Annotated in this window: 20 protein-coding genes; 7 read left to right on the forward strand and 13 right to left on the reverse strand. The window is 60.7% G+C overall.

Annotated features, from left to right (window positions below):
• The first annotated feature begins 8 nt into the window (after window positions 1–8).
• Window positions 9–1,514, forward strand: coding sequence for a glycerol kinase GlpK (glpK, locus tag DC28_RS03635; RefSeq protein ID WP_037546058.1), 1,506 nt, complete (start codon window positions 9–11; stop codon window positions 1,512–1,514).
• Here the strand turns inward: glpK and DC28_RS03640 are convergent.
• On the reverse strand, window positions 1,511–3,148 hold the full coding sequence (locus DC28_RS03640; protein ID WP_037546062.1) for an ABC-F family ATP-binding cassette domain-containing protein: 1,638 nt from the start codon (window positions 3,146–3,148) through the stop codon (window positions 1,511–1,513). The genes glpK and DC28_RS03640 overlap by 4 nt on opposite strands.
• An 843-nt stretch (window positions 3,149–3,991) precedes the next feature.
• On the opposite strand from DC28_RS03640, the gene DC28_RS16140 reads away from it, so the two are divergent.
• The 3 genes from DC28_RS16140 to DC28_RS03660 are packed head-to-tail and all read left to right on the forward strand — an operon-like array spanning window position 3,992 to window position 7,879.
• On the forward strand, window positions 3,992–5,860 hold the full coding sequence (locus tag DC28_RS16140; protein ID WP_081941891.1) for an NAD(P)/FAD-dependent oxidoreductase: 1,869 nt from the start codon (window positions 3,992–3,994) through the stop codon (window positions 5,858–5,860).
• The gene (locus tag DC28_RS03655; protein WP_037546070.1) at window positions 5,853–7,178 is read left to right on the forward strand and encodes an NAD(P)/FAD-dependent oxidoreductase; all 1,326 of its coding nucleotides are present in this window, start codon (window positions 5,853–5,855) and stop codon (window positions 7,176–7,178) included. Before DC28_RS16140 ends, DC28_RS03655 begins: the two co-directional genes overlap by 8 nt.
• Window positions 7,175–7,879, forward strand: coding sequence for a DUF1667 domain-containing protein (locus DC28_RS03660; RefSeq protein WP_037546073.1), 705 nt, complete (start codon window positions 7,175–7,177; stop codon window positions 7,877–7,879). The genes DC28_RS03655 and DC28_RS03660 overlap by 4 nt, the downstream gene beginning before the upstream one ends.
• 88 nt (window positions 7,880–7,967) lie before the next feature.
• On the opposite strand, the gene DC28_RS15195 is transcribed toward DC28_RS03660, so the two are convergent.
• The 3 genes from DC28_RS15195 to DC28_RS03680 form a co-directional block, all read right to left on the reverse strand.
• On the reverse strand, window positions 7,968–8,471 hold the full coding sequence (locus DC28_RS15195) for a flavodoxin domain-containing protein (protein ID WP_052078414.1): 504 nt from the start codon (window positions 8,469–8,471) through the stop codon (window positions 7,968–7,970).
• Window positions 8,472–8,630: 159 nt separating this feature from the next.
• Window positions 8,631–9,404: an RNA polymerase sigma factor gene (locus DC28_RS03670; RefSeq protein ID WP_037546074.1), complete on the reverse strand. Its 774-nt coding sequence runs from the start codon at window positions 9,402–9,404 to the stop codon at window positions 8,631–8,633.
• 202 nt (window positions 9,405–9,606) lie between these two features.
• Complete coding sequence (locus tag DC28_RS03680) at window positions 9,607–10,905, reverse strand: pyridoxal phosphate-dependent aminotransferase (RefSeq protein ID WP_037546081.1); 1,299 nt, start codon at window positions 10,903–10,905, stop codon at window positions 9,607–9,609.
• Between the two features lie 517 nt (window positions 10,906–11,422).
• On the opposite strand from DC28_RS03680, the gene DC28_RS03685 reads away from it, so the two are divergent.
• A complete protein-coding gene (locus DC28_RS03685; protein WP_037546083.1) occupies window positions 11,423–12,367 on the forward strand; it encodes a hypothetical protein in 945 nt (314 codons plus the stop codon).
• A complete protein-coding gene (locus DC28_RS03690; RefSeq protein WP_052078415.1) occupies window positions 12,364–13,455 on the forward strand; it encodes a DUF92 domain-containing protein in 1,092 nt (363 codons plus the stop codon). Before DC28_RS03685 ends, DC28_RS03690 begins: the two co-directional genes overlap by 4 nt.
• Here DC28_RS03690 and asnA read toward each other — a convergent pair.
• A complete protein-coding gene (asnA, locus tag DC28_RS03695; protein ID WP_037546085.1) occupies window positions 13,443–14,465 on the reverse strand; it encodes an aspartate--ammonia ligase in 1,023 nt (340 codons plus the stop codon). The two genes, DC28_RS03690 and asnA, sit on opposite strands and share 13 nt — an antisense overlap.
• Before the next feature lie 52 nt (window positions 14,466–14,517).
• Here asnA and DC28_RS03700 point away from each other — a divergent pair, with 52 nt between their 5' ends.
• Entirely contained in the window at window positions 14,518–15,144 is a 627-nt protein-coding gene (locus DC28_RS03700; RefSeq protein ID WP_037546087.1) for a hypothetical protein, read from the forward strand.
• Between the two features lie 138 nt (window positions 15,145–15,282).
• Here the strand turns inward: DC28_RS03700 and DC28_RS03705 are convergent, their stop codons facing one another.
• From DC28_RS03705 to DC28_RS03740, 8 genes are all read right to left on the reverse strand, one after another.
• Window positions 15,283–16,785, reverse strand: a complete 1,503-nt coding sequence (locus tag DC28_RS03705; protein ID WP_037546184.1) for an NAD(P)/FAD-dependent oxidoreductase — start codon at window positions 16,783–16,785, stop codon at window positions 15,283–15,285.
• An 82-nt stretch (window positions 16,786–16,867) separates the two neighbouring features.
• Window positions 16,868–17,224, reverse strand: a complete 357-nt coding sequence (gene panD / locus DC28_RS03710; RefSeq protein WP_037546090.1) for an aspartate 1-decarboxylase — start codon at window positions 17,222–17,224, stop codon at window positions 16,868–16,870.
• A 149-nt stretch (window positions 17,225–17,373) separates the two neighbouring features.
• Window positions 17,374–18,180: a type III pantothenate kinase gene (locus DC28_RS03715; protein ID WP_037546093.1), complete on the reverse strand. Its 807-nt coding sequence runs from the start codon at window positions 18,178–18,180 to the stop codon at window positions 17,374–17,376.
• Window positions 18,158–19,666: a phosphopantothenoylcysteine decarboxylase domain-containing protein gene (locus DC28_RS16145; RefSeq protein WP_081941892.1), complete on the reverse strand. Its 1,509-nt coding sequence runs from the start codon at window positions 19,664–19,666 to the stop codon at window positions 18,158–18,160. Before DC28_RS16145 ends, DC28_RS03715 begins: the two co-directional genes overlap by 23 nt.
• Window positions 19,663–20,856 carry a pantoate--beta-alanine ligase gene (locus DC28_RS15200; RefSeq protein ID WP_052078416.1) on the reverse strand — a complete coding sequence of 398 codons (1,194 nt, stop codon included), beginning with the start codon at window positions 20,854–20,856 and terminating at the stop codon, window positions 19,663–19,665. The genes DC28_RS16145 and DC28_RS15200 overlap by 4 nt, the downstream gene beginning before the upstream one ends.
• Window positions 20,849–21,781, reverse strand: a complete 933-nt coding sequence (gene panB / locus DC28_RS03730; RefSeq protein WP_081941896.1) for a 3-methyl-2-oxobutanoate hydroxymethyltransferase — start codon at window positions 21,779–21,781, stop codon at window positions 20,849–20,851. The genes DC28_RS15200 and panB overlap by 8 nt, the downstream gene beginning before the upstream one ends.
• Window positions 21,782–22,046: 265 nt before the next feature.
• Complete coding sequence (locus DC28_RS03735) at window positions 22,047–23,339, reverse strand: sensor histidine kinase (RefSeq protein ID WP_037546095.1); 1,293 nt, start codon at window positions 23,337–23,339, stop codon at window positions 22,047–22,049.
• 9 nt (window positions 23,340–23,348) lie between these two features.
• Window positions 23,349–24,170: a substrate-binding periplasmic protein gene (locus DC28_RS03740; RefSeq protein WP_052078417.1), complete on the reverse strand. Its 822-nt coding sequence runs from the start codon at window positions 24,168–24,170 to the stop codon at window positions 23,349–23,351.
• Window positions 24,171–24,199: the final 29 nt, after the last annotated feature.

Consider the following 24,199-nt stretch of genomic DNA (forward strand, 5'->3'; position numbering starts at 1 on the left):
ATGGTGACATGACACAGAAACAATTCATACTGGCCTTTGATGCGGGCACCACAAGTTCCCGGGCCATCCTCTTTGATCATAACGGTGAGATGGCGGGCACGGCCCAACAGGAATTTCCCCAGATTTATCCCAAACCCGGCTGGGTGGAACACGATCCCATGGAGATTTGGGCGACCCAGAGCGGGGTTGCCCGGCAGGTGCTGGAGCGCTTCGGGGTGAGCCCGGATCAGGTGGCCGCCATCGGTATTACCAACCAGCGGGAGACCGCGGTGGTGTGGGACCGGAATACCGGGAAGCCGGTGTACAATGCCATTGTATGGCAGGATAAGCGTACCGCTCCCCTCTGCGAGGAATTGCAGACCCGGGGGTTGGGTGATTATATCCGGCAGAGCACCGGCCTGGTGATTGATTCCTATTTTTCGGCTACCAAGATTGCCTGGATTCTGGATCATGTGGAGGGTGCCCGGGGGAAGGCCGAGGCCGGAGAGCTGGCGTTCGGGACCGTGGACAGCTGGCTGATCTGGAATCTTACCCGGGGCAAGGTTCACCGTACCGACTACAGCAACGCCAGCCGTACCATGCTCTACAATATTCACAACCTGGACTGGGACCAGAGGCTGCTGGATGAGCTCGGGATTCCCCGGGCCATGATGCCCGAGGTTGGTCCCTCCAGCGGAGTGGCAGGCCGGACTGACCAGCGTAGTTTCGGCGGAGCCGGTATTCCCATTGCAGGGATCGCCGGGGACCAGCAGGCGGCGCTCTTCGGACAGGGTTGTTTTGAGAGCGGTATGGCAAAAAACACCTACGGGACAGGTAGTTTCATACTCATGAATACCGGCTCCCAGGCCATTTCGAGCAGGAACGGGCTCCTGACAACCATTGCCTGGGGCATCGGGGATCGGGTGGAATACGCCTTGGAGGGGTCCATTTTTATTACCGGTGCGGCGGTACAGTGGCTCCGGGATGAGATGAAGGTGATTCATGATGCGTCGGACAGTGAGTACTTTGCTAACAAGGTGGAGGATTCCGGCGGGGTATATGTGATTCCCGCCTTTGCAGGCTTGGGGGCGCCCTACTGGGATATGTACGCCCGGGGAACCATAATCGGCATTACCCGGGGCACTACCATGAACCATATTATCCGGGCGACCCTGGAGAGTTTGGCCTACCAGGTTAGGGATGTGGCGGATTGTATGGCCGCGGACAGCGGAGTAGCTATGAAGGAGCTGAAGGTGGACGGCGGGGCAAGCGCCAATAACTTTATTATGCAGTTCCAGGCCGATATTCTGGGGGTGCCGGTGGTTCGCCCCAAGGTAATTGAGACCACCGCCCGGGGTGCGGCCTTTCTCGCCGGTTTGGCCGTAGAATTCTGGAAGGACCGGAGAGATATTGTGAACCACGCGGAGATCGACAGGCAGTTTGAGCCCACCCTGTCCGCCGAGGACCGGGAAGCCCGCTACCAGGGATGGCAGCGGGCTGTCCAACGCAGCCGGGGTTGGGTTGAGAAAGACTAATCATGATAGAGCTCACCCCATTGATCGAACCAGGAGGAGAATCCCCCGGGATGATCGATTAATTCATCCCCATAGAAGGCCAGAATCCGGCTGACGACTCCGTCTAGAAAATAGCGGTCGTGGCTCACCGTAACCAGGGTGCCGGTAAAGCCGTCCAAGGCTGCCTCGATGGATTCTCTACTGGGGATGTCCATGTGGTTGGTGGGTTCATCCAAGATGAGCAGGTTGGCGCCGCTGTACATCAGTCGGGCAAACTGGAGGCGGTTCTGCTCCCCCCCGGAGAGCACCCCCAGGGGCTTATCCATGTCCCGGTAGCTGAAGAGGAAGGGTTTGGCAAGGTCAAAGGCCTGATCCATGGTTAAGGGGCCCCAAGACCTGATTTCATCCATGATGGTTCCCTGTGGCCGATTAAACACTGGGATCTGACTGAGGTAGCCCAGGGTCATACTCGGTCCGATCCGCAGTACGGGGTTATCCCAGCTGCCCTGTTCCATAATCTTGGTGAGCAGGGTGGTTTTCCCGCATCCGTTGGGCCCGACAATGCCTACCCGTTCCCCGCTGGAAATCAGAAAGTTCGCATCCCGAAGCAGCATGAGGCCGGCAATCTCCAGGTCAAGATTAGTTCCTTGAATTGCAATATCCGCCCGACTGGTTTGGTGCGCCTTGAGCTCGAGGCCGAGGCCGTGATCCTGAACCGGCCGGGTTCCCCGGGTCTCCTGGGCTTGGGAGAGTTTCCGTTTAGCCGCGGAAAGTTTCGCCAGAACCTGGGCGGGAGGATTGTATTGGCTGGAGGCGACGGAACGGAGCTGCTTTACCCGCTGCTCGAGATCCCGGGCGCGCCGGTCCTGGATTCGGAATTCATGCTCCCTGTCGGCCCGCTGTCTGGCGAGGTCGGCCCGGAAGGCGGTGTAGCTGCCGGTGAAAGCAGCGAATTCGCCCCCTTGGAGATGCCAGATCCTGGTGCAGACCGAGTCCAGAAGGTACCGGTTATGGCTCACCATGAGCACAGCGCCGGGGTAATTGGTCAAAAAGCCCTCCAACCAGGAAAGACCCCGGAAGTCCAGGTGGTTTCCCGGTTCGTCCAGGATAAGCAGATGCGGTTTGTGAATGACCGCCGCAGCGATCCCCAGGAGGCTGAGCTGGCCTCCCGAGAGGCTGTCCAGGCGCCGGTGGGGCGGGAGTCTGCAGCCCAGGCGGTCCAGGGCGGCCAGGCCGGCGTCCAGGGCATGGTAGCCGCCGGCTTGTTCGAATCTATCCATAGCCTCCTGATACCGGGCCAGGAGGGCGTCCATCCGGTCCGGATCTCCCTCGGCCAGGGTATGTTCGGCTTCCGCCAAACGATGTTGGAAGGGGCGCAGTTCCCGGAGGATGAGATCTTCCACTGTGGCGAGTCCGGAGGTGTCCGGAATTTGAGGGGCATATCCTAAACGCAGCCCGGGCATGGTAGTGAGGCTGCCCTGGGTCGGTGCAAGCCCATCGGTGCGGGTAAGCAGTTTTAATAAGCTGGTTTTTCCTGCACCGTTGGGGCCGACTAGGCCGATCCGGTCCTGAGCCAGAATGCGCAGGGAGGCCCGGTTCAATAAGGGTTCGGCGCCGAAATCCAGTGAAATGCCGTTTGCAGTTATAAGTTCCATGGTGTTCCTCGAAGGGTCGGTTGGATTCCCAACCGGGGTTTGGTCCCGCGGTTCCGGGAAGGGAGCCGCATCAGGGACAGTACACAGGGGCCTGGGCCCGATTCTGCACCGCAGGGATCAGGGCTCAGCCTCGAGGGCCTTCGGGGATCTGGGAGGTTTTTGGATGAGGATTTCCCCGGCACCGGGAATCCCGGGCGGGGGCGTTGCGGGGGCGAAGGGCCCCCGCAGAGGGGGTAGCGGAGAAGCATGGGCCCGGGGGCGGCTGAAACCCTAGCCGTTTAGGCGGGGTACGGGCTCCGGCGGCCGGTCCGGGCGCATCTTCGCAGCGAGGGGGAGACCTCCCCCCTTAGAATACCAAGAATTCCTCCTAGGTCCGAAAGCCTTGCAGGTTCTTTCCTCCGGATCGTTTATAGAGAATGGTGGTGTTCATTTCTTGGCTCCTTCGTTCGGTGTGGTATCAGTATAGCCCATGGCGGCGGGTTTCGAGAAGTCCGATTTTTAATTCCCGGGGAGGGCCGGCTCCAATGGGACGGAATTTTAGCGCTGTGCAAAGCCTTGTTCCCTGTACTGGGGGTCTTGGAGTGTAAACCGGTCCCCGGTCGAGGCACCGGCATCGGTCGAGGCACCGGCATCGGTCGAGGCACCGGCATCGGTCGAGGCACCGGCATCGGTCGAGGCACCGGCCCCGGCACGGGCTCGGGTGTAGTGTCACCGACATGGAGGTATGCGGGCATGAATTGTGACGACCCTGTACATACCCTAGGAGTTAGTAGGTACGGTACATTTATACCTTGCGCGGGGTTGGGGGCGGGGTTAGCATGGGTGTAGGTGATTGGAGGGTGCATGGTTGATGTTGCGATAATCGGTGCAGGGGTGAGCGGGGCTGCTGTGGCGCGGGTACTGTCGGCCTACGACCTGCGGGTGGTGCTCCTGGAGAAGGAGGCGGATGTCTGCTTCGGTACCAGTAAGGCGAATAGCGGGATTGTTCACGGGGGGTTCCATCACAGCGGCCGATATTTAAAGACGCAGCTGGAGATCCGGGGGAACTTAATGTTCGACCGTCTGCACCGTGAGTTGGATTTTCCCTTTGAGCGCCGGGGGATTCTGGTGGCGGCCATGCACGAGGATGAGCTGAAGAGTCTGGAGTACCTGTATCAGCAGGGGGTGGATAACGGGGCTATCGGGATTGAGATGTGCAGCCGCAGCCGGATGCTGGAGCTGGAACCGAAGCTCCACTCTGATGTGGTGGGCGGTTTGTATGCTCCCGGCGGGGGGATTGTGGAGCCCTACCGCTACGGCTTTGCCTTGGTGGAATCGGCCTGTAAGAACGGGGTGGAGCTGATGACGGGGTTCGAGGTGGTCCGGGCCGATCAGGTCGGAGACGGATCCGGCCTCGGCAATTCTGCGGTCGGATCCGAAGGTTCGATGTCCGGGGCGGATGCCGTACTGGGTGGCGGGGCCGGCACCGGAACCTCTATCGGGGCCGGCACCGGCGCCGAGCCCGGTGGAGATGCCGGGGCGGATGCCGTACTGGGTGTGACGCCCCGGGACGGAACTTCGGGAGAGTTGCGGTTCACCCGCTTAGTAGCCCGGGACGGACGGAAGATCGAGGCCCGGTGGGTGGTGAACGCCGGGGGGCTCTACGCCGATGAGATTTCGAGGATCCTGGGAGCAGAGGAGTTCACCATCACCCCCCGGAAGGGGGAGTACTACCTCCTGGACAAGCTGACCGCCGGGGCTCCCCGCCGGGTGGTGTTCCCGGTACCCAGCCGGATTAGTAAGGGTATGCTGGTGATTCCCACGGTGGAGGGCACGGTGTTGGTGGGGCCGACCGCGGATGATGTAGAGGACAAGGAAGATACGGCTACCAGCGGCGAGAAGCTGGACACCATTTTCGACAGCGCCCGGCGGCTGGTGCCGTCCATTGCAGTGAGTGATGTGATTACCAGTTTTGCGGGGCTGCGGCCCGCCATGGAGGACGGGGATTTTTACATCGCCGTGTCGGAGCGGCAGCCCAACCTGGTACAGGTCGCGGGCATTCAGAGCCCCGGGCTCACCGCCAGCCCCGCAATCGGGGAGTATGTGAAGGAACTCTTGAAAGGGGCCGGGTGCAGCATGACCGAGAAACGGCATTTTGATCCCTACCTGGAGAGGATTCCCCACCTCCGGGATAAAAACAGCTACGAGGCGGATCGCTTGGGAAGCGATGATCCGGGATACTGCCGAATTGTCTGCCGCTGCGAGACGGTAAGCGAGGCCGAGATCAGGGCAGCTATCCGGGTGGGACACCACACCCTGGACGGGGTGAAGTTCGCGTCCCGGGCCGGCGCAGGCCGCTGTCAGGGCGGCTTCTGCACCCACCGGATCATCCAGTTAATCCAGGAAGAAACGGGCATTCCTTATACCAGGGTGAGTAAACACGGTCCGGGTAGCGAGCTCTTCCTGGGCCGCATCGGGCCCCCGGCCATGCCGGTACCCACCCAAGCCTCGCCAGGGCAGCCGGGGATCTCCCAGGGCAGTCCTGAATCCGGGCAAAGGCAGGAGCAGGGGCCGGCACGGAAACCCGAAGCCTCCCCTAACACCGGGGCCGAGCCCCCAAAGAGGGCTACCCTGGATTCTACGGAAGAACCCGGGGCCGGTACTGCCAAGTCCGGTACTGCCAAGGCGACCTCTAGCGAAGTAACCGGAGAAACGGGAGGCTCCCATGCGTGAATTAACCTTTGACGCCGCGGTAATCGGCGGCGGGGCTGCGGGCATGAGCGCGGCAAAGAGTCTGGTGGACCGGGGATTTTCCACTGCCATCATCGAACGGGATCGCCAGCTGGGGGGAATTCTCCTGCAGTGCATCCATAACGGCTTCGGCCTCCAGGAGTTTAAGGAAGAGCTCACCGGTCCGGAGTACGCCGAACGCTGGGAGCGTCAGTTGCCTCCCCGGGGCGGCAGGGGTCTACAGGTATTGTTGGATACCACTGTCATGGAATTGATCCCCGATTCTTCCGGGGGGGATGGGGATGAATCTAGGGGTGATTCCCATGCCCGGGCCTCGATGGATGGCGGGGGGTTTACCCTGGTCTGCGTCAGCCCCCCCCAGGGCTACCTGCATCTCCGGGCCCGGGCGGTCGTGCTGGCCACGGGCTGCAGGGAGCGGAACCGGGGAAACATCCGGATTCCCGGAACCAGACCCGCCGGAGTGTACACTGCGGGCCTGGCCCAGCGCATGGTAAATATGGAAGGCTACCTTCCGGGGAAGGATGCAGTCATTGTAGGTTCGGGAGACATCGGGTTGATTATGGCCCGGCGGCTGACCTGGTCGGGCTGCCGGGTTCACGGCGCGGTGGAGATACAACCCTACCCCTCGGGTCTCACCCGAAATATTGTTCAATGCCTGAACGATTTTAAGATTCCCCTGTATCTGAGCCACGTGGTAAGCCGCATCCATGGGAAACACCGGGTGGAGGCCGTGGATATTACCCCCCTGGAAGAGGGGCGTCCGAATCCCCATAAAACCATGACCCAGGAATGCGATACCCTGCTGCTCTCCGTGGGACTGATCCCCTCGGCCGAGCTTGCCCGGGAGGCGGGTGCCAAACTGAATCCCCTGACCGGCGGCCCCGGGGTGGACAGCAGACTCATGACCTCCCTGCCGGGGCTGTTCAGCGCCGGGAATGTGCTGCATGTTCACGACCTGGTGGACTATGTGTCCGCTGAGGCCCGCAGAGCCGGAGCCAGCGCCGCCGATTACCTGGAAGGCCGACGCCCCGCAAGGCAGCTGCGATTAAAAGCAGGGAGCAATGTCCGCTACCTGGTTCCCGGCAGCCTGGATCCCGATGCCCCGGGGCCGGTCTTTTTCCGTCCCATGATCGTAAAAAACGGCGCAACGGTGGAATTCATCCTAGACGGAGAGGTCCTAAAAACCGTGAAAAAAACCCATATTCAGCCTTCGGAGATGATCCAGATTCCCACCGTCGGGTTGGATCTATCGAGCCGGACCATGACCCCCGATTCAGTGCTGGAGGTACGATTACAATGACACGCTTCAACCAGAAACCTGAACACCGCAGCCTGATCTGTATCGCCTGCCCCGTGGGCTGTCACCTGGAGGTGGACATCTCGCCACCGGGATCCCCCGGACCGGCAACACCCCCGAGCAACCTTGAGAATGCACCCAGGGCCTCCCGTCCCGCCGAAACCCCGGATCAGCCCGAAACCCCGGATCAGCCCGAAACCCCGGATCAGCCCGAAATCCGGGTAGAGGGTAACCGCTGTCCCCGGGGTGCCGTCTATGCCCGGGAAGAGGTTCTGGCGCCCACCAGGCTGGTTACCACCACCTGCGCCCTTGCCCCGCCGGTTCTATCCGAAGATGGGGCTGTCAGGGGTGATTCCACCTCTAGGCCTACTGCTTCGGGGCCGGGCGCTTCGGCGGCGGTCAGGCGGGTTGGTTCCCTTGGAGGCCCCGGTGGTTCCCAGTCACCAAGCCCTGCTTCGGCGGTTTCCAAGAATAGCGGATCAGCCGGAGGTCCCGACGGTCCCCAGGCCTTTGGGTGGGATTTCCAGGGTCCGAACCGCGTACCGGTCAGAAGCAGCAAGCCTGTTCCAGTGGAACTGATTCCCGGACTCCTGGCCTACCTCCACGGCCTGGAAATTCCCCGGCCGGTTGCCATGGGACAGGTTCTGGTGTCGGACTATCTGGGCAAGGGTATAACCGTTATTGCAAGCCACAGCGCTGGGTAGAGAGGGGATTATCCGGCCTTGCGGGAGCCTGGGGGGCCAAAGAGCAGGACCATGTTGGGTGCGCAAAAGACTGCAGATCGGGCCGCTTCTACCTTGATCCAGCGATTTGAGCAAGAAGGGGTCCGAGGGATGCTCGGTTCATAGCATCCACATCCTCCATCATCTTGGCTTTGGCAACCGGATCCTTCTCCATCATTTGACCCAGCTTCATAAAAAACCTGCTCAGCCCATCCAACTCGGCCACCACCATTCTTCCCCCCAGGGGAAAATACTTGAGAATCCGCCGATGATGGTCGGGGAAACTGGCCTGGTACCATTCCTTGAGGTCCGGAGAATCCGCCGGCGCCCCGCTGGTGGTAAACAGGATGGGGTTTTTGTCCTTGATCTGATCCCAGTGCTTGAGAATCCAACGGGTTAAGGCCGGAGATTTTGCCATAATCGGACTCCCGATAACTACTTGTTCAGCTGAGCGGAGATCCGCCTTCGGAAGCTTCTTGATGTCAACGGCTTTGAATCCGGTTTCCTCAGCGATCCAACGGGCATAGGTTCTTGTCGACCCGAATTTCGACTGGTAGATAATAATTCCCTTCATAGGTACTCCTTATGGGGCCTCTCGATAATCATACGTATGTTGAGAGACCTGGTTGGTTTACCTGTTTAGATCCCAAGGAACAGAAAAAGTTATGGGCTGGACCGAAAAATGACCCTTGCGGAGGTTTTTTTTCATTTGCCCCTACTATTAACGGTCTCCTCAACCGTACTTCCGCATCAAATCCTCAGGAAAGGGAAGATCCGGGATATTGCTGTAAGCCTCTTCCAGTGAACCGTAGCGATTCTTTAAGAGCTGACCTACCATCCGATAGTAATCCGGATTCTCCGCCTTCTTCCGAACCTCATGGAGCATCATGGGGTATTTTGTGATCACATACCCCAACTTCCCCTTGCATCGGCAGGGATTCCCGGGGTCGTGGAGGGAGCACTTCTCATTGTAGTGCTTGCCCAGATTGGTTCTAGCGCGGTTGAGCCGTGTTTTTACCACATTCTCGGTGACATCAAGAATGGCGGCAATATCCTGGTACTTGAGACCCAGCACATCCCGGAGGATGAAGACGATTCTCTGTTCGGGCGTTAATCGGAAGGTCATAAAAAAATGGCATTTTTCCTGGATCTCATAGGTAAGTTCATCCAGGAGAACCTTTCGCTCCTGGGGACTGAGATTCGGCTCGAATTCGGTGGGTTCTGAATCCATGGCCCAAAAATCAAGGGTTTCCGGGGCATACTGCGCAACCTTCTCCATCCGGCCTTTCATTTTTAAGCAGTGGTTCACAGCAATCCGGTAGATCCAGGTGTACAGGGTGCTTTCTCCCCGAAAATCCCCCAGCTTCTCATGAACCTTGATGAGAATATCCTGGGTAGCATCCTCGGCATCCTGGGGATGGCCGAGAATACGGTAGGCCAGGTTATATAGCCGCCGCCCATATTCTCGGACGATATCCGAAACGCTCAGTTCAGGTATTTGGGACATATATCCTCCTTTGTAATGGGCGGTGGTGCTACCGGGTTACCGGTTAGGACCATCCAGGTATCCGGTTTGTCGATTATCCTGCACCTTCCCTGGTACGGGCAGGTGCTATCCGGCCAGATTACCAGATTCAGTATCTGGCCTTGTACCGCCGGGGGCTTCATCACAGAATCCGCCCGGCGTCACAAATCCTCGGGCAGGGCTTCTACCGCCCCAGGTATTCCCGAACAGCCTGGGCAACCCGGCGGAAGGTGGCCTGCCGGAGGGCGTCATCACTCTCCAAGAGGGTCATGCGGAATCCCTGGCGGCTGGTACAGAAGCCGGAAAGGGGCACAACGCAGATTCCCCTAGCACCCAGCAGGTAGTATACGAACCGCTTATCGGGCTGCTTGCCCCGGGATGCCTGCTCCACCAGCTCCGCGACCCGGGCATCCTCGATGTCGAGCCGCCCATCCTCAGGAAGCACACCGTCCTGGAAGGCCAGGGTCAGGAAGAACCCGCCCTTGGGAGGGTGTACCATGATGCCGGGAATCCCCTGGAAGGCCTGCACTGCTTCATGGGCCCGGGCAGCATACATAGCGTTCCGGGAGGATAGGTGGTCTGCATAACGCTCATCCCCCATTATAGAGGGTATGGAACGCTGAGGCAGGGTGGTGGAACAAACCTCCAGGCGTTTTGCACTGATGATACTGGCGATGTACCGGGCGAAATCCGGGTCTGCCTGGCGGTTATACACCTCGGCCCAGCCGCACCGCCCGCCGGGCCAGGGAAATTCCTTGGAAATGCTGCGTAGAGCCATACCGGGCACCCCGTCGATAACCTCGCTCAGATAGTGGGTCCGTGCGCCGTCGAATACGATATTGGCATAGGTCTCGTCGCAGACCAGGAAGAGGTTATGCTCCTTGGCAATGCGTACGAACTCCAGGAGAACCTCGGGACTGTAGACCACCCCGGTGGGGTTGTCGGGATTAATAAGCAGAATCCCAGCGATGGAGGGGTTATAGGTGACCTTGTTTTCCAGATCCTCCAGATCGGGCTGCCAGCCCCGGTTCGGATCCAGGGTGTAGGTTAGATGCTCGTAGCCGGAGTGGGCCGCTTCTGCGCTGCTGTGGGTGGAATAGGCGGGGCTGGGGCCGATAACCCGGGCTTCGCGCTTCAGAAAGCCGAAAATCTTCGCCACCGCATCCCCCAGTCCGTTGAAAAAAACGATATCATCCGGGGTTACCTGGCAGCCTCCCCGGCGGTTCACCATATCCGCAAGAAATTCCCGGGTAGCCGGTTCACCCTGGGTATCCGAATAGGCGTAGGATGCATCCTCCAGGACCAGCTCGCTGATGATCTTTTTCATCCACGGGGCAAGCTGCTCCCCCTTGCGGACCGGATCGCCGATGTTCTCCCAGGTGATGGGTACGCCCAGAGCCTGTACCTGATGGGCGAACTGTACAATTTCCCGGATCTCGTAGGTAAGTTGCCGGGCGCCGTCGTGTTCGATGGTGCGTCGCATAGGACTCCTTTCGTTCCAGAACCCGAGATTTCCCGGCGGCCGGGTCTGTACCCCTCGGGGCCTTTGCCCCGGGTACAAAAAAACCGCGGTCCGTCGGGACCGCGGTCTGGATGGTTGTGGGTATTCCCTCCCCTTCCTACAGCGGACCGACCATGGTTGCGGCGGCGGCTGCAGCGGCTGCGAGGTGCAGGTGCTGACTGGAAAGGTTGGTGTGTTTCATGGATGAAACTCTAATCCCCTGGGGCATGAATTGTCAAGGAGAATGATGCATTCCCGGCCCGGGTAATCCGGAGTTGGCGGGTATCAAGGCCGACAAGGAACTACCTGGGGCATGGGAATCACCCTAAACCCGCAAACAATACCCAGGAACCTACCCGGTGAGCGGCTGTCTTCCTGGCAAGAACCGTGGATGGGCCCTGTACCCCCGACGCCAGATCGGGGTCCCCGGGTAGGACAGAGGGCTGGGGAAAAACCAACGCGTGGACAGGACCGAGGAATTCGGCGTATCCTCCAGGCTATGACTGATTTGATGGGACTTGGGATATCCTACGGATTTATTGCCGGGGTAATCGGTGTTGCCAGCCGGCTGGTGGCTTCGGGAAGAATGGGAGCCAAGGCGGGGCGGAAGGTGATTCATGTGCTGGTGGGGCATTGGTGGTTCTTAGCCATGGCTCTGATCCGCCAACCCTGGGTTGCACTCATCGGCCCGGGGAGTTTTGTGATAATAAACGCCCTGATTATCCGTCTCAAGCTCTTGCCGGCCCTCTCGGGCAGGGATAAAAACTACGGTACGGTCTACTATCCCCTTTCCCTCCTGGTGCTGGTGGTGCTGGTTTGGTACGGGGATTTGAATGCCTGGATAGGCGCCCTGGGCATGATGATCATGTGCTGGGGTGATGCAGCAGCAGCCCTGGTTGGCGAGGCGTGGACCGCCCGGAGAGCCAATCAGGTCCACGGCCCGGGTTCTGGGGGTTCAACTAGGGCCGGCCCAGACCGGCCTTCCCCCACACCCCCTCCCCCCGGTACCCTTTCGTCCCCGGCTGCCCTGCGCCCAGAACCGGACAGCGGCACCCCCGGCGGGAACGGCGAGGCTCCCGGCACAGGCCTTCCTTCCAACTCCCACGCCCCAGACCGACCCGGGGACTCCCACAGCCCAGACCGGCCTGGGGGCTCCCACACTCCAGACCGGGCGGGGGACTGCCACAGCCCAACAGCTCCCCGTTCATCCTCCCCGGGGAAGAAGACCCTGGCAGGCAGCCTTGCCATGGGGGTGGTGAGTTTTATCGTGGCCCTGCCCCTGGTAGCCCTGGCACTTCCCGAGGCAGGCCCGGGCACAGTGTTGGCAGCCTCTGCTACCGCCGCTCTGACCGGTTCCGTTCTGGAATACCTGACACCCCTGGGGCTGGATAATATCAGCGTGCCCCTGGGTACGGCAGGAATACTGTGGATTCTCTTCCTATGAAGGGCGGTTGGTCCGGGGGCGATTTAACTATGGAGGGCAGTTGGTCCGGGGGCGATTTAACCTCGGGAACCTGGGGTGCCGGGGGTTTCGGAGGTGACGCCCCAAGGGTTTCTTCCCAAGCCCAGGAAGTTCTATCTGGAGCAATGGGGGAAGCCGCGCCGGGAAGCCTCGTTTTTCATGGAGCCGGTACCGGTGAGGCCGGGTTCTGGATCTGGGGACTGGCCCTGGGGGTGATCCTGAATCTTACTCTGGCCATAGCCGCCCGGCGCCGCAGGGCGGTGAGTCCCGATGGTGCGGTTATGGGGTTTATCCTGGGCCTGGTGATCTATGCGGGCCTGGGGCCCGGGGGATGGGGTTGCCTGGTCCTCTTTTTTGTATCCAGCTCGCTGCTATCCCGGACCGGGAAGGAGCGCAAGGCACGCCTGGACCTGGCATCCCTGCACGAGAAGTCGGATCAGCGGGATTGGCTCCAGGCATTGGCCAACGCCGGTCCGGGAGCCCTCTGCGCCCTGGGGTTCTTGGTGACGGGGGAATCCCTGTGGATTTTGGGGACGGTAATCAGCTTGGGGGCGGCCAACGGCGATACCTGGGCCAGCGAGCTCGGGGTGCTCAGCCCCGGGCCGCCGCGATCCATCCTCACCGGGAAGCCCCTGGCACCGGGAACCAGCGGCGGGATCAGCCCCCTGGGGCTTGGGGGCAGTCTTGCCGGGGGCCTTTGTATCGGCTTGGGCGCAGCGGGTATGCACCTGTGGGGTGCCTTCGGCATGTTGGGGCTTGGGGTATTGGGCTGGGAACAATCTTGGCAAACCAGTGTTCAGGGAGGGGCAGCCCTTGAACCGGCGGCTCTTATCCTGGCCGGAGCCGCTGGGGGTTTCATGGGCAGCCTGATCGATAGCCTTCTCGGAGCATCGATCCAGGCCAGGTACCGCACCTCCCGGGGCCGGCTTACCGAACGCCCCCGGGACCAGGCCGGCACCCCCCACCTCCTGGCCGGGGGTTTACCGTGGATAGGGAACGACGCGGTCAACCTGCTGGCCAACAGCGCCGTTACCATCCTCGGCATGGCCGTGGCAGCCTACATCAGCTGAATACCCCGGGCCGCCAGGCTCTTGACCGTTTCGGATGGCCAAACCGCTGCCTGCACCTGGCCGATATGGGCCTTACGGAGCAAGAACATGCAGAGCCGGCTCTGACCGATGCCTCCGCCGATGGTCTGGGGAAAGTCCCCGGCCAGAAGCCGGGAATGCCAGTACAGCTCCTGGCGCTTCATGGTTCCGGTGATCTCCAGCTGGCGCAGCAGGGCCGGGGCGTCAACCCGGATCCCCATGGAAGAAAGCTCCAAACTCGTGCCGCGGACCGGATCCCAGACAATAATATCACCATTCAAACCCCGGTAATCCTCCTTGCCAGCGGGGCTGGACCAATCATCGTAGTCCGGAGCCCGTCCGCCGTGTACCGCTCCATCGGAAAGGGCTCCTCCGATCCCCTGGATGAAGACGGCCCGATACTCCCGGGCAAGCTCCGCCTCCCGTTCCTCGGGGCTCAGCTCCGGATAGCGGTCCAGGGCATCCTGGGCGTGGATGATGGTTATTTCTTCGGGAAGTACAGGTTCAATCTGGGGATACTGCTCATGGACCACGAACTCCGTGCGCTTCAGGGCCTGGAAAATCCTGCGGACCACCTGGTGTAGGAACTCGCTGTTCCGCTCCCGGGGCGTCATTACCCGCTCCCAATCCCACTGGTCCACATAAATGGAGTGGATGGCATCCATCTCATCATCGGGGCGCAGGGCGTTCATATCCGTATAGATACCCGTACCCTCCCCGTATCCGTAGTCGGCCAGGGCCATCCGCTTCCACTTTGCCAGAGACTGGACGATTTCCATTTCCTGGTCGCCCAACCGGGCAACGGGAAAGCGTACCGGACGCTCAATCCCGTTCAAATCATCATTAATACCCGAACCGGCAGGAACAAAAAGCGGGCTGGTAACCCGAAAAAGCCGCAGCTCAGCTGACAGGCTTCGCTCAAAATAGTCCTTCACCAACTTGATGGCAGTTTCCGTCTGTTTAATGTCCAATAAATCTTGATATGCGTGCATGGCCCCCAGTATACCCCTTGCCCGGGCGTCCGGCTATGTCTATCTTTGAATCATGAAGCGATTCGGGTTATATTCCAGGGCCGCAGCCACGCTGCTTTTCGCCGGGGCGCTCCTAACGCCGGTCTTCAGCCAAGCATCGGGAACTCTACCGAGCTCTCTTGTTACCCAGGGTGATGGTAATGCCCCACCCTCCCCAGGCTCATCCCCGGTTTCGTCCCTAATTCCCCTTTCTGACCAATCCCCCGAGGCGGCCCCGGAATCACCATCCGACGCAGATCCTGAAGGAGACAAAGGTTCAGATTCCCCAGACCAGGTCTATACACCAACCCTGAGAGACTGGATCATCTCCACCAACCTGCATAAAATTACCGGCTATGCAACCCTCGGACTGCTGACAGCCACGGCCATCGCCGGCCCCCTGGGTCTGGAGGTCCATCCCTACCTGGGCTATACGACCCTTGGCACCGCGGTAACCAACTCCCTGCTCGGGGTAATCGCCTACGGGAACCTCATAGAGTACGTCTGGCCCCACCTGCTCTTCAACGGTCTTGGGGAGATCGGACTCTTCCTGAACGCCTTTGTCTGGGAACCCGGCAGCCCCCAGCACGTTGCCACGGGCATCGCCTCAGCAGTCAGCTTCGCGGCGGGATACCTTTCGATCATGCTGCTGATGCGCTGAGATCCCGGGGGTTTTGGCTCCCCATGATCCACTATGTAGCGCGCAAGAGCGTTGTAAACGACACCGGATAGAGGGGAGCAACCTACATGTCTACCAATGGGTGGTGTCGCCGGGATGTACTGGTACAACCTTTGCGCACTATAGATCCAAGAGATCTACCTTCCCCACCCGGGTTATTCCGCTATGCTCTACGTCTTCCCCGGGGGGAACCTCAATTCCCGTACAGCGTTCTATCACCTCGGCTACCCGGGATCTGCAGAAGCTTCCCTGGCACCAGCCCATCCCGGCCCGGGTTCGGCGTTTAACCCCGTCGGTGGTCAACACAGGAAGCCCCCGGGACAGGGCATCCACAATCTCAGCTTCGGTAACCTGTTCGCACCGGCAGACAATCCGCCGGGGATTCCCGGGCTCCAGTTTCGTCAGGTCCATGGCCTGCTTCATGGTGAGATTCTTGGGTTGGATAATGCCCCGGCGCCGGGGCTCGAAATCGGGATTCATATCCCCTGGCCGGGCCGCCGGTCCCACCGCCAGTCCCTGATCCGCCAGAATCTCCAGGATCAGCCGGGTAATAGCCGGGCTGGCGGTCAGGCCCGGACTCTGAATACCTGCGGCGTGGACAAGACCCGGGTGGATCCGGCTCGGCCGGATAATAAAGTCGCCCGTGGAGGCTACAGCCCGGATGCCCGAGAAGGTGCGGATGAACTGCTTGGTGTTGAATGCCCGGGTGGTCAACCTGGCTCGTTCCAGAATGTCCCGGATGCTCCGGGTGTCTGTGGCGGTGTCTCCGGGGCCTGCCGCCTCCTGGGCATCCGGTCCGATCATCAGGTTCCCGTGGTAGGTGCTGGTCACCAAGACGCCCTTTCCCCGGGGGCCGGGCATCTGGAATAAGACATGGCGTATAGCCTTGCCGGTATCCTTGGCGAAGAGTATGTACTGCCCCTTCCGGCCGGTCAGCTGTACTTCCCCGTCCCCGGCCATGAGGGCTATCTCCTGGGCCCCTAGACCTGCGGCATTCACCACAAAGCGGCTGCGAATCCGGCGGGTTCGCCCTGGGGTGTTCACGGTAAGGGTCATGAGCCCCCGGGTATCCTGGGGAAGCTCCAGGGCGGTTACCTCGGAATTGAGGAGGATTTCAACGCCATTGGCCCGGGCATTTTCTCCCAGGGCTATGGCAAGTTCGTAGGGACTCGCCACCCCCGCCCCGGCACAGTACAAGGCCCCGGCCACCTGGGGATTAACTTCGGGTTCCCGGGACAACACCTGCTCCCGGGTGAGAATCTCCAGATCCGTCAGGCCGTTTTCCCTACCCTGACGCGCCAGGTCCTCGAGGCCCGGCAGGTCATCCCGGCTCAAGGCCAAGACCAGACTGCCGGTTCGGCGGTACCCGAACTGCAGTTCATCCTCCAGATCCGGAAAGGCCTTCCTGCCGGGATAACAAAGCCGGCCCCGCAGGCTTCCCGGAGCCTCGGCGTACCCCCCGTGAATAATCCCGCTGTTCGCCTTGCTCGCTCCCATGGACAGATCATTCTGGGCCTCGGTAAGCAGAACCCGGCACCGGTAGCGGGAGAGCTCCCGGGCAACCATGGTTCCCACCACTCCCCCGCCGATAATTACCACATCGTAGTCGTTCTTGCTGCTCATCCCCAGCAGTGTAGCCCCGCCGGCCCGGCCGAACAAGGTACTAAAATACCGGAAACCGAGAATACCCGGATAAACCGGTCCGTCAGTGGTCTTCGGCTAGGGTGCCGTGGTTCCGGTCATCCACCAGGACCACCGCCGGCCGGTGGTTCCTGGCCTGTTCGGCTCCCATGGTACAGTAGGCTGCAATAATCACCTGGTCTCCCGGCTGAGCTAGGCGCGCGGCCGCGCCGTTCAAGCATATTTCACCCCGGCCGCCCTTGATGATGTAGGTGGAAAACCGCTGGCCGTTGGTAAGGTTGTATACATCCACCCGTTCCCAGGGTAGCAGCCCCGAGATATCCAGCAATTCAGGGCAGATAGAAATAGATCCCTGGTACTCTAAATTCGCATCCGTCACCCGGGCACGGTGAATCTTGGCCCGGAGCAAAGTTAACTCCATACTATGTTCTCCCTTGTAAACCGTTGATAGTGCGCAAAAGGTTGTAAACTACACCAGGTATAGCGGAGCAACCAATAATTCCATCCATGGGTGGTGTCGCCGGGGTGCAAAGTTACAACCTTTTGCGCACTATATAACTGTCGGATTTATTACCCCTGGTTCAGCTGCCAGGCTGCGAAGAGCCCGGCGAGCACCAGGTCCGGCTCGATGGCATCAAAAAAACCTTCCCCGGCAAAGAGGTGACTGAATCCCCCGGTGGCCAGGATGATGGGCGGCTCGGCTGTGGGGTCAAACACCTCCCCTCGAATCCGCTCAACCAGTTCCCGGACCATCCCCAACTGCCCGTAATAGAGTCCGGCCTGAATACTCTCTACCGTCGATTTCCCGCAGACTGCATCGGGCCGCAGGATTTCCACGCTGGGCAGCCGGGCGGTTTTTTGCTCCAGCACCTCCATACTCACCCGCAGCCCCGGGGCGATAGCACCCCCCAGGTAGCGTTTATCCCCGGACACAACATCCAGGGTTGTGGCAGTCCCGAAATCCGCTACTATCCCGTTCCGCCCGGGGTAGAGCCGGCTCAGGGCAATGGCGTTGGCGATCCGGTCGGCCCCCACCTCCAGGGGATTCCGATAGGCAATCTGAAGACCCGTCTTTACCCCTGCCTGGAGTATGAAGGGCTCCACATCGAAGTACTTCTGGCATGCCCGGCGCAGACTGTACACCCCCTGGGGAACCACCGAGGCCATGGCGATACCCCTTACCTTCTCAGGGTCGATTCCGTTTTCCCGCAAAACCCCCCGGAGAAACACCCCGTACTCATCGGCGCTGGCTTGGCCGCCGGAGGTTCGACGGAATCGCAGGGTTAGTTCTCCCCGGGGGGTATACAGTCCGGCGTACACCTGGGTGTTTCCCACATCCAGGCATAGAATATGCTCATTCCTTCGTTCTTGACTCATGGTCTGCTCCTTGAATTTCTCTTGATTTGACGGACCTCTCCTCCAGCAGGCGGGCAAGATCCCGGGCGAGCTGGGCAGTGGTGGTACCCTGGAGGACGGGCTGGTGCCGGGGGGCGTTGGAATCACCCAGAAAAATACCATACCCATGACCCCGGCTCTCCGGCTTCCCTCCCGTCACCGGGCTGTCCAGATTCCCGGCATCGTTCCAGACGACAAGATCTGCCCCGTTTTCCAGCATGGAAGCTGCACGGGCGGCACCCTGGGCGATATCCTCCCCCTGGGTCAGCTTGAACCCCACCACCCCAGGCAGGGGCTCATGGGGATGGGCCCGATGAGCCATGGCCTTAATTCGGGGAAGGATCTTCTCGGTGGGTTGTAAAACCAGGTGCCGGGGCTGTCCGCTCTCCCATTTCCCCCCTGTTGAATCCGGATCCTCTAGGTGATAATCCGCCACTGCAGCTGCCTGGATAATCCAGTCATAGCTCCGGCGGTCCAGCATGGCCTCCAGTTCCCGGCGGAAGTCCTGGTAGTCGGCGTAACTCCGAGTCTGACCAGAAATCCCCGGGGACAGGTCCATCCGGTCGTAATGCAGCAGATCCACCTGCCAACCCCTGCTTTCCAGCTCCCGGGTTATGGTAAGGGCGGTCTGTCCCGAGGAGGTGTTTTCCACCCAGCGGACAGCATCCAGGGGCTGGCGCATGGCCCCTCCGGTTACCAGTACCCTGCCAAGCTGCGGTCTGCCGGTTCGGTCAGCCCCCGGCGCCGATCTCGGAGGTGGGCTACTGAGGCCGGTTGTTCCTACACTCTGGTGAACCAACCCCGGGCCGGCCCAGGTCTTTTCCGGCGCCGGGCCTCTACCCGCACCCGGGGTTCCTTCACCTTGCCGGGTCAAAGCGTCGGAGGGCTCATTTTCCCGGGAATTTTCCGGTCCCGTCCCGCCCTCCGGAAGGTCTTCTCCGCGGAACAACCGGGATACCAACCGGGCTGTAGTCTCCGGAGACAGGAGCCGCCCGCCCCCCTCATCTCCGCAGGCGAGTCTGCCGCTCTCCCAGGGCAGAATCCGGCATCCCCAGGTTTCCAGGCGCGCCAGGGACTGCCGGGTGGCCGGATGGTTCAACATGGCGCTATTCATTGCCGGGGCTATCCAAAAGGGTTTGGTCTGATTATTTGCCAGAAACAGGGCGCCCAATAGATCCGGGGCCAGGCCCGCTGCCAGCTGGTTGATCCGATTCGCCGTGGCCGGGTAGAGCAGAAACAGGTCGCTCCACCGGCGCAGCTCGATATGCTCCATGCTGTCCCGGGCGGCAAAAAGATCATGCAAGACCGGCCTGCCCGATAGTGCCTCCAGGCTCGTGGCCCCGACAAAACGCAGCGCCCCGGGGGTAGCGACGGTCTGGACGGTATGCCCCTGTTTTACCAGCAGACTGAGGAGGGCGCAGGCCTTATAGGCGGCTATGGATCCGGTGAGAATTAGGGTGATGTTCATGCCCCTTCCTCCAGGACCAGATTATCGATGAGCCGGATCCCCTCCAGTACCACCGCGGCGAACCGCCGGGCCGGCTCACCCGGGCCGAGATCCCGGCGGTCTACCAGGTAGTCAACCTGGAACCCCAACTGTTCCAGTTCCCTGACGGCCCGGGGGGCATCCTTTGACCCGCGAAGAATGGGGTACAGTTCCCGGGCACGCTCCAGGCCCCGGGGACTCAGGAGGCGGTTTCGGGAACTCATGGCGAGCCCCGAGGTCTCCCGAACCACCGGACAGGGTACAATCTCCGTGGGAAGGAAAAAGTCTTCCGCCATCCGGCAAATCAAGAGATACTGCTGATAATCCTTTTCTCCAAAATACGCCCGGCTCGGCGCGGTTAATACCAGCAGCTTCAGCACCACCGTCAATACCCCCTCAAAGTGGCCCGGCCGGGAAGCCCCGCAGAGCTGGGTGCTAAACCGGGATCCCTCGGGTTCTTCCAACCGGAGCGGCCCCTGATTATCCGGGCCAGCAAGACCTCCACCCTGCCGGCTGGACGCCGGGGTTTCGGGTGCAGCCTGCGCCTCTCCCTGATCCCCTGTACCGGTTCGTCTTCGGCCCGCAGGAGAATCCCCGGGAAGTTCCGAATCATCCCCCGCCCGGAGAATTCCTGCCTCCCGCACCTCGAATCGGAAATCCCGGCTGTACATCTGCTCCGCCCGGGGTAGAAACACTGCATCCACCCCCAAAGACTCCAGAAGCGCCCGGTCGGCATCCCAGGTCCGGGGATAGTCATGCAGATCCTTGGGATCGTTAAACTGAGTGGGGTTCACGAATATGCTGACCAGGGTAACCTCGTTCTCCGCCAAACTCCGCCGAATCAAACTGGCGTGCCCGGGATGCAACGCCCCCATGGTCGGAACAAAGCCGACGGACGGAAGGCCCCGGAGTGCCGGCGAGGATGATCCGGACCCGGAAACCCCGGCCCTCAATGGATGGGGATTGTGCCCTCCCGGCGCAACCGGCGTCGGTTCGATCGAGCTGCCCGGCTCAGGTCCTATCGAGCTGCCCGGCCCCGGTTCCATTGAACTCCCAGGCCCCGGGGCGGCAATGTTCCCCCCGGTCCGCCAGGAAGCCGAATGTCCCCTTCCCAGGCTGATACAATACTCCTGCCATTCCCTGGGATCCGTAATTACCTTCAGCTCAGCCATATACGGCCCCCTGCTCCTCCGCCCAGGCCGGATCCTGCCTGCGGTCCTGGGGACGATTCTGGGGCTGGTCTTTGGCTTGCTTGGGGGCGCGGTCATGGGCACCGGCCTTGGACTCGGGATTGCCGCCGTAGCTTTCCCGGGCTGAGGGGAAATCCCCGGAGCGCACATCCCGGACAAACTCATCCACCGCCTGGCGAACCAGCCGGCCCCCCGGCAGGTATTGGCGTACAAACCGGGGCAACCGGCCCTCCTCCGCCCCCGGAGTAAGTCCGAGCATATCCTGGAGCACCAGAACCTGGCCGTCCACATCCGGCCCAGCCCCAATACCGATAACCGGTATCCCTAAGGTCCCGGCCAGCTCCCGCCCCAGATCCGAGGGAATACCCTCAGCCACCAGGGCAAAACACCCCAGCTCCTCCAGCTGCCGGGCCCGATCCACCATCCGACGACGGGCCTCGGCATCCCTGCCCTGGACCCGGTACCCCCCCAAGGTATGTACAGCCTGGGGAGTCAGCCCCAAATGCCCCATAACGGGAATACCGCTGGCAATCAAATGGGGAATAAGCTCCACGTGACCCTCAAGCCCCTCGATCTTCACCCCGTCCGCCCCGGCCCGCATCAGGTCCCCGGCATTCCGCGTCGCCAGGTCTAACCCGCAGCGGGTGGATAGAAAGGGCATATCGGCGATAATCGTCAGTCCCGGTCCGCCCCGGCGCACCGCCCGTACATGGGCAGTCATCAGCTCCATATCCGCCGTCAGGGTGGAATCTCCGCCGTACATCACCATAGCCAGACTATCCCCCACCAGGACAGCATCCAATCCGCTATCCTGCAGCAGGGCCGCCGACCAGGCGTCATAACATGTTAAAACACTAAGGATTTCCCCCCGGGCCTTCGCCTGGGGAAACTGGGTGAGTTTTCTCATAGGGTCTCCTCTTCCCAGAAAGGGGTGGAGGTTCGCCATTGTCTAGGGTGATTCCCATGCCTCTGTCTCGCCGAAGTCCGGCAGAGTACAAGAAATGCCCGGCGGTCCATCCATTACCGGTACCCGTCGCTCAGGATCGAGTCCTTTCTGGAGACACTAGGGTTGTCGATACTCACGGCAGACCGCTCCGGACCCCGCCGAACCCTACCGCCCTTCCGGTGCAATGGGTTGCAGTCTCCACCGATCCGCCATGGTTGAATCGAGCCTACCCGGGGAAATCCGGTCTGTCAATACAACCGAAGCCCACCCGGACCACCCCGCCGTCCTCATTGGATAGGGTCATCTCCCCGGAATGCTGGAGACTCAGGGATTGAATAACCCGCAATCCGAAGTCATAACCCTGCCCCTGAATCAGATCCTGGGAAAACCCGGCCCCGTTATCCCGCACCTCGAGGTTCACCCCCGGGTCCGAGGACCGCAAGGCAATCTGGACCCGGAGCTCCTCCCCGGACATTCCCGCGTACTTCACCGCATTGGTTACCAGCTCGTTCACCGCAATCCCAATACCGATGGACACCTTGGTAGGCACCCGGATATCCTCCATATCTACCGTTACCGAATTCATGGAAATCACCCCCAAATCCACCAAATCAACCACCATCTGCTCTACCAGGGGCTTGACCGACACCTCAAGGAAATTACGCTCGGTATACAGCCGGCTGTAGATCTGGGAGATAACCCCGACCCGACGGCCTGCCTCGACGATCTGCTCCCGAGCCCGGGGCTGATCGACCTGTTCAGACTGGAGGTACAAAAGGGAATAAATGAAACTCAAATCGTTTTTCATCCGGTGGTGAATCTCCGCAATCCGGAGTTCCCGCTGGTGCATATCCTCGGATAGATTGTGGCGCATCAGGTTAATGGCTCGGAGCAGATCCCCCAGCTCGTCATCGTAAGCCCGTCTCCGGCGGATATCCAGGGGGGCTTCCAGATGCTCCCGGTCATCCTGCTTCAGCAAGACCGCCAGGCGTGTAAGATACTTCCCCACCTGGTGGTGGAACAGCAGGGCAATCCACAACCCGGTGGTCAGCAGAATCAGCATATGTCCGCCCAGAGACACCGCAACCCGTCCCAAAACCGCCCCTTCCACCAATCCCGGGTCCTGATAGATCCGGAGCATTCCCACCGGAAAGCCCTGCTCCCGATGAAAATAGGTCAGCTCCTCGGACAACACTGAAAATTCGGGCTGAACCGGTGCTCCCGCGGAAAAAACCTCGCCCTGATCGTTTTCCACCTCCACCCGGCTAATGGACGGAAACCGTTCGATTGCCTGGGCCTGCTGCTGGACCAGTATCCAGTCGGTCAACCAGAGACTTGATACCAGGGAGGGCAGATGGCTCTGCTGCACCTGGAAGATTTCCTGATCCACCCGCCGACGTTCCTGGTCGTAGAGCAGAACCCCCTCCAACACGGATACAAAAATACCTACCCCCACAATGATCAGGGATGTCATGAGAATAAACCGTAACCCTAGGGATCTATTCCAGCCAAATGCCATACAAACCTCCTAGTTTCTGGGGGGAATACCGGCCTGGGAATATCCCCGGGACACCATCTCTTGGTAGGTGCCATCGGCCTTCATAGCCCGGAGGGCATCGGCCAGGGGCTGAACCAATTCCCGGTAATCCCGGTGCAGGTACAGGTACATGGGCCTGGTGGCCAAGGGCGGCTCCAGATGCCGTATCCCCTGGTAGCCCAGGTCGGCCAGGACGGTGTACCCCGTGGCGTAATCGTAGAGGGCCACATCAATCCTCCCCTTATCCAGCATGGTAAACAACTCAACCTGGGTCGGTACCAGGATGACCCAGGGAAAATCCGCCGTCTGCTCCTCCAAGATCTTCCATCCTCGGACAATGCCGATGCTCAGCTCCCGCAAGTCTTCCCAGCTCCGAATCTGCAGAGCCTGCCGGCTGAAGGCAACAAAATCCATAACCATATTTGCCTCGGGCACCCGGACCAGGTTGGGAAAATCCTTCTCCATCCCCGCCACCCGGTTCAGCTCACCCTGAAAAATCCCCGCATTTACATCGTACAGGGCCTGTTCCGTGGGGTTATAGACGACCTTCGCCCTACCCCCAACCCGCCGGAATGCCTCCAGAATTATCTCATCGAGCATCCCCGTTCCCTGGCAGTTGGATAAAAAGTTCTGATAACTGGTACTGATAATAACCGGCTCCTCCGCCTCCAGCCTGCTCTGCCGGGGTGATTCAGCCAAGCCGGCCAGGGGCAGGCAAACCCACACCAGGGCCGCCAGAGCAGCCAAGCCTGACCCGCGCCGGGAATACCATCCTCCGGGAGCCCTTCTCTGCCGCCGGGTGCTGTACGCCATGGTTCACCTCCTGCCACCATTTAAGTATA

Source organism: Spirochaeta lutea (genome assembly GCF_000758165.1).
In the GTDB taxonomy this organism is placed as follows: domain Bacteria; phylum Spirochaetota; class Spirochaetia; order DSM-27196; family Salinispiraceae; genus Spirochaeta_D; species Spirochaeta_D lutea.

Excerpts from the sequence above, each read along its gene's own strand:
- glpK (WP_037546058.1), top strand. The coding sequence starts at position 9 with ATGACACAGAAACAATTCATACTGGCCTTTGATGCGGGCACCACAAGT.
- DC28_RS03640 (WP_037546062.1), bottom strand. The coding sequence starts at position 3,148 with ATGGAACTTATAACTGCAAACGGCATTTCACTGGATTTCGGCGCCGAA.
- DC28_RS16140 (WP_081941891.1), top strand. The coding sequence starts at position 3,992 with ATGGTTGATGTTGCGATAATCGGTGCAGGGGTGAGCGGGGCTGCTGTG.
- DC28_RS03655 (WP_037546070.1), top strand. The coding sequence starts at position 5,853 with ATGCGTGAATTAACCTTTGACGCCGCGGTAATCGGCGGCGGGGCTGCG.
- DC28_RS03660 (WP_037546073.1), top strand. The coding sequence starts at position 7,175 with ATGACACGCTTCAACCAGAAACCTGAACACCGCAGCCTGATCTGTATC.
- DC28_RS15195 (WP_052078414.1), bottom strand. The coding sequence starts at position 8,471 with ATGAAGGGAATTATTATCTACCAGTCGAAATTCGGGTCGACAAGAACC.
- DC28_RS03670 (WP_037546074.1), bottom strand. The coding sequence starts at position 9,404 with ATGTCCCAAATACCTGAACTGAGCGTTTCGGATATCGTCCGAGAATAT.
- DC28_RS03680 (WP_037546081.1), bottom strand. The coding sequence starts at position 10,905 with ATGCGACGCACCATCGAACACGACGGCGCCCGGCAACTTACCTACGAG.
- DC28_RS03685 (WP_037546083.1), top strand. The coding sequence starts at position 11,423 with ATGACTGATTTGATGGGACTTGGGATATCCTACGGATTTATTGCCGGG.
- DC28_RS03690 (WP_052078415.1), top strand. The coding sequence starts at position 12,364 with ATGAAGGGCGGTTGGTCCGGGGGCGATTTAACTATGGAGGGCAGTTGG.
- asnA (WP_037546085.1), bottom strand. The coding sequence starts at position 14,465 with ATGCACGCATATCAAGATTTATTGGACATTAAACAGACGGAAACTGCC.
- DC28_RS03700 (WP_037546087.1), top strand. The coding sequence starts at position 14,518 with ATGAAGCGATTCGGGTTATATTCCAGGGCCGCAGCCACGCTGCTTTTC.
- DC28_RS03705 (WP_037546184.1), bottom strand. The coding sequence starts at position 16,785 with ATGAGCAGCAAGAACGACTACGATGTGGTAATTATCGGCGGGGGAGTG.
- panD (WP_037546090.1), bottom strand. The coding sequence starts at position 17,224 with ATGGAGTTAACTTTGCTCCGGGCCAAGATTCACCGTGCCCGGGTGACG.
- DC28_RS03715 (WP_037546093.1), bottom strand. The coding sequence starts at position 18,180 with ATGAGTCAAGAACGAAGGAATGAGCATATTCTATGCCTGGATGTGGGA.
- DC28_RS16145 (WP_081941892.1), bottom strand. The coding sequence starts at position 19,666 with ATGAACATCACCCTAATTCTCACCGGATCCATAGCCGCCTATAAGGCC.
- DC28_RS15200 (WP_052078416.1), bottom strand. The coding sequence starts at position 20,856 with ATGGCTGAGCTGAAGGTAATTACGGATCCCAGGGAATGGCAGGAGTAT.
- panB (WP_081941896.1), bottom strand. The coding sequence starts at position 21,781 with ATGAGAAAACTCACCCAGTTTCCCCAGGCGAAGGCCCGGGGGGAAATC.
- DC28_RS03735 (WP_037546095.1), bottom strand. The coding sequence starts at position 23,339 with ATGGCATTTGGCTGGAATAGATCCCTAGGGTTACGGTTTATTCTCATG.
- DC28_RS03740 (WP_052078417.1), bottom strand. The coding sequence starts at position 24,170 with ATGGCGTACAGCACCCGGCGGCAGAGAAGGGCTCCCGGAGGATGGTAT.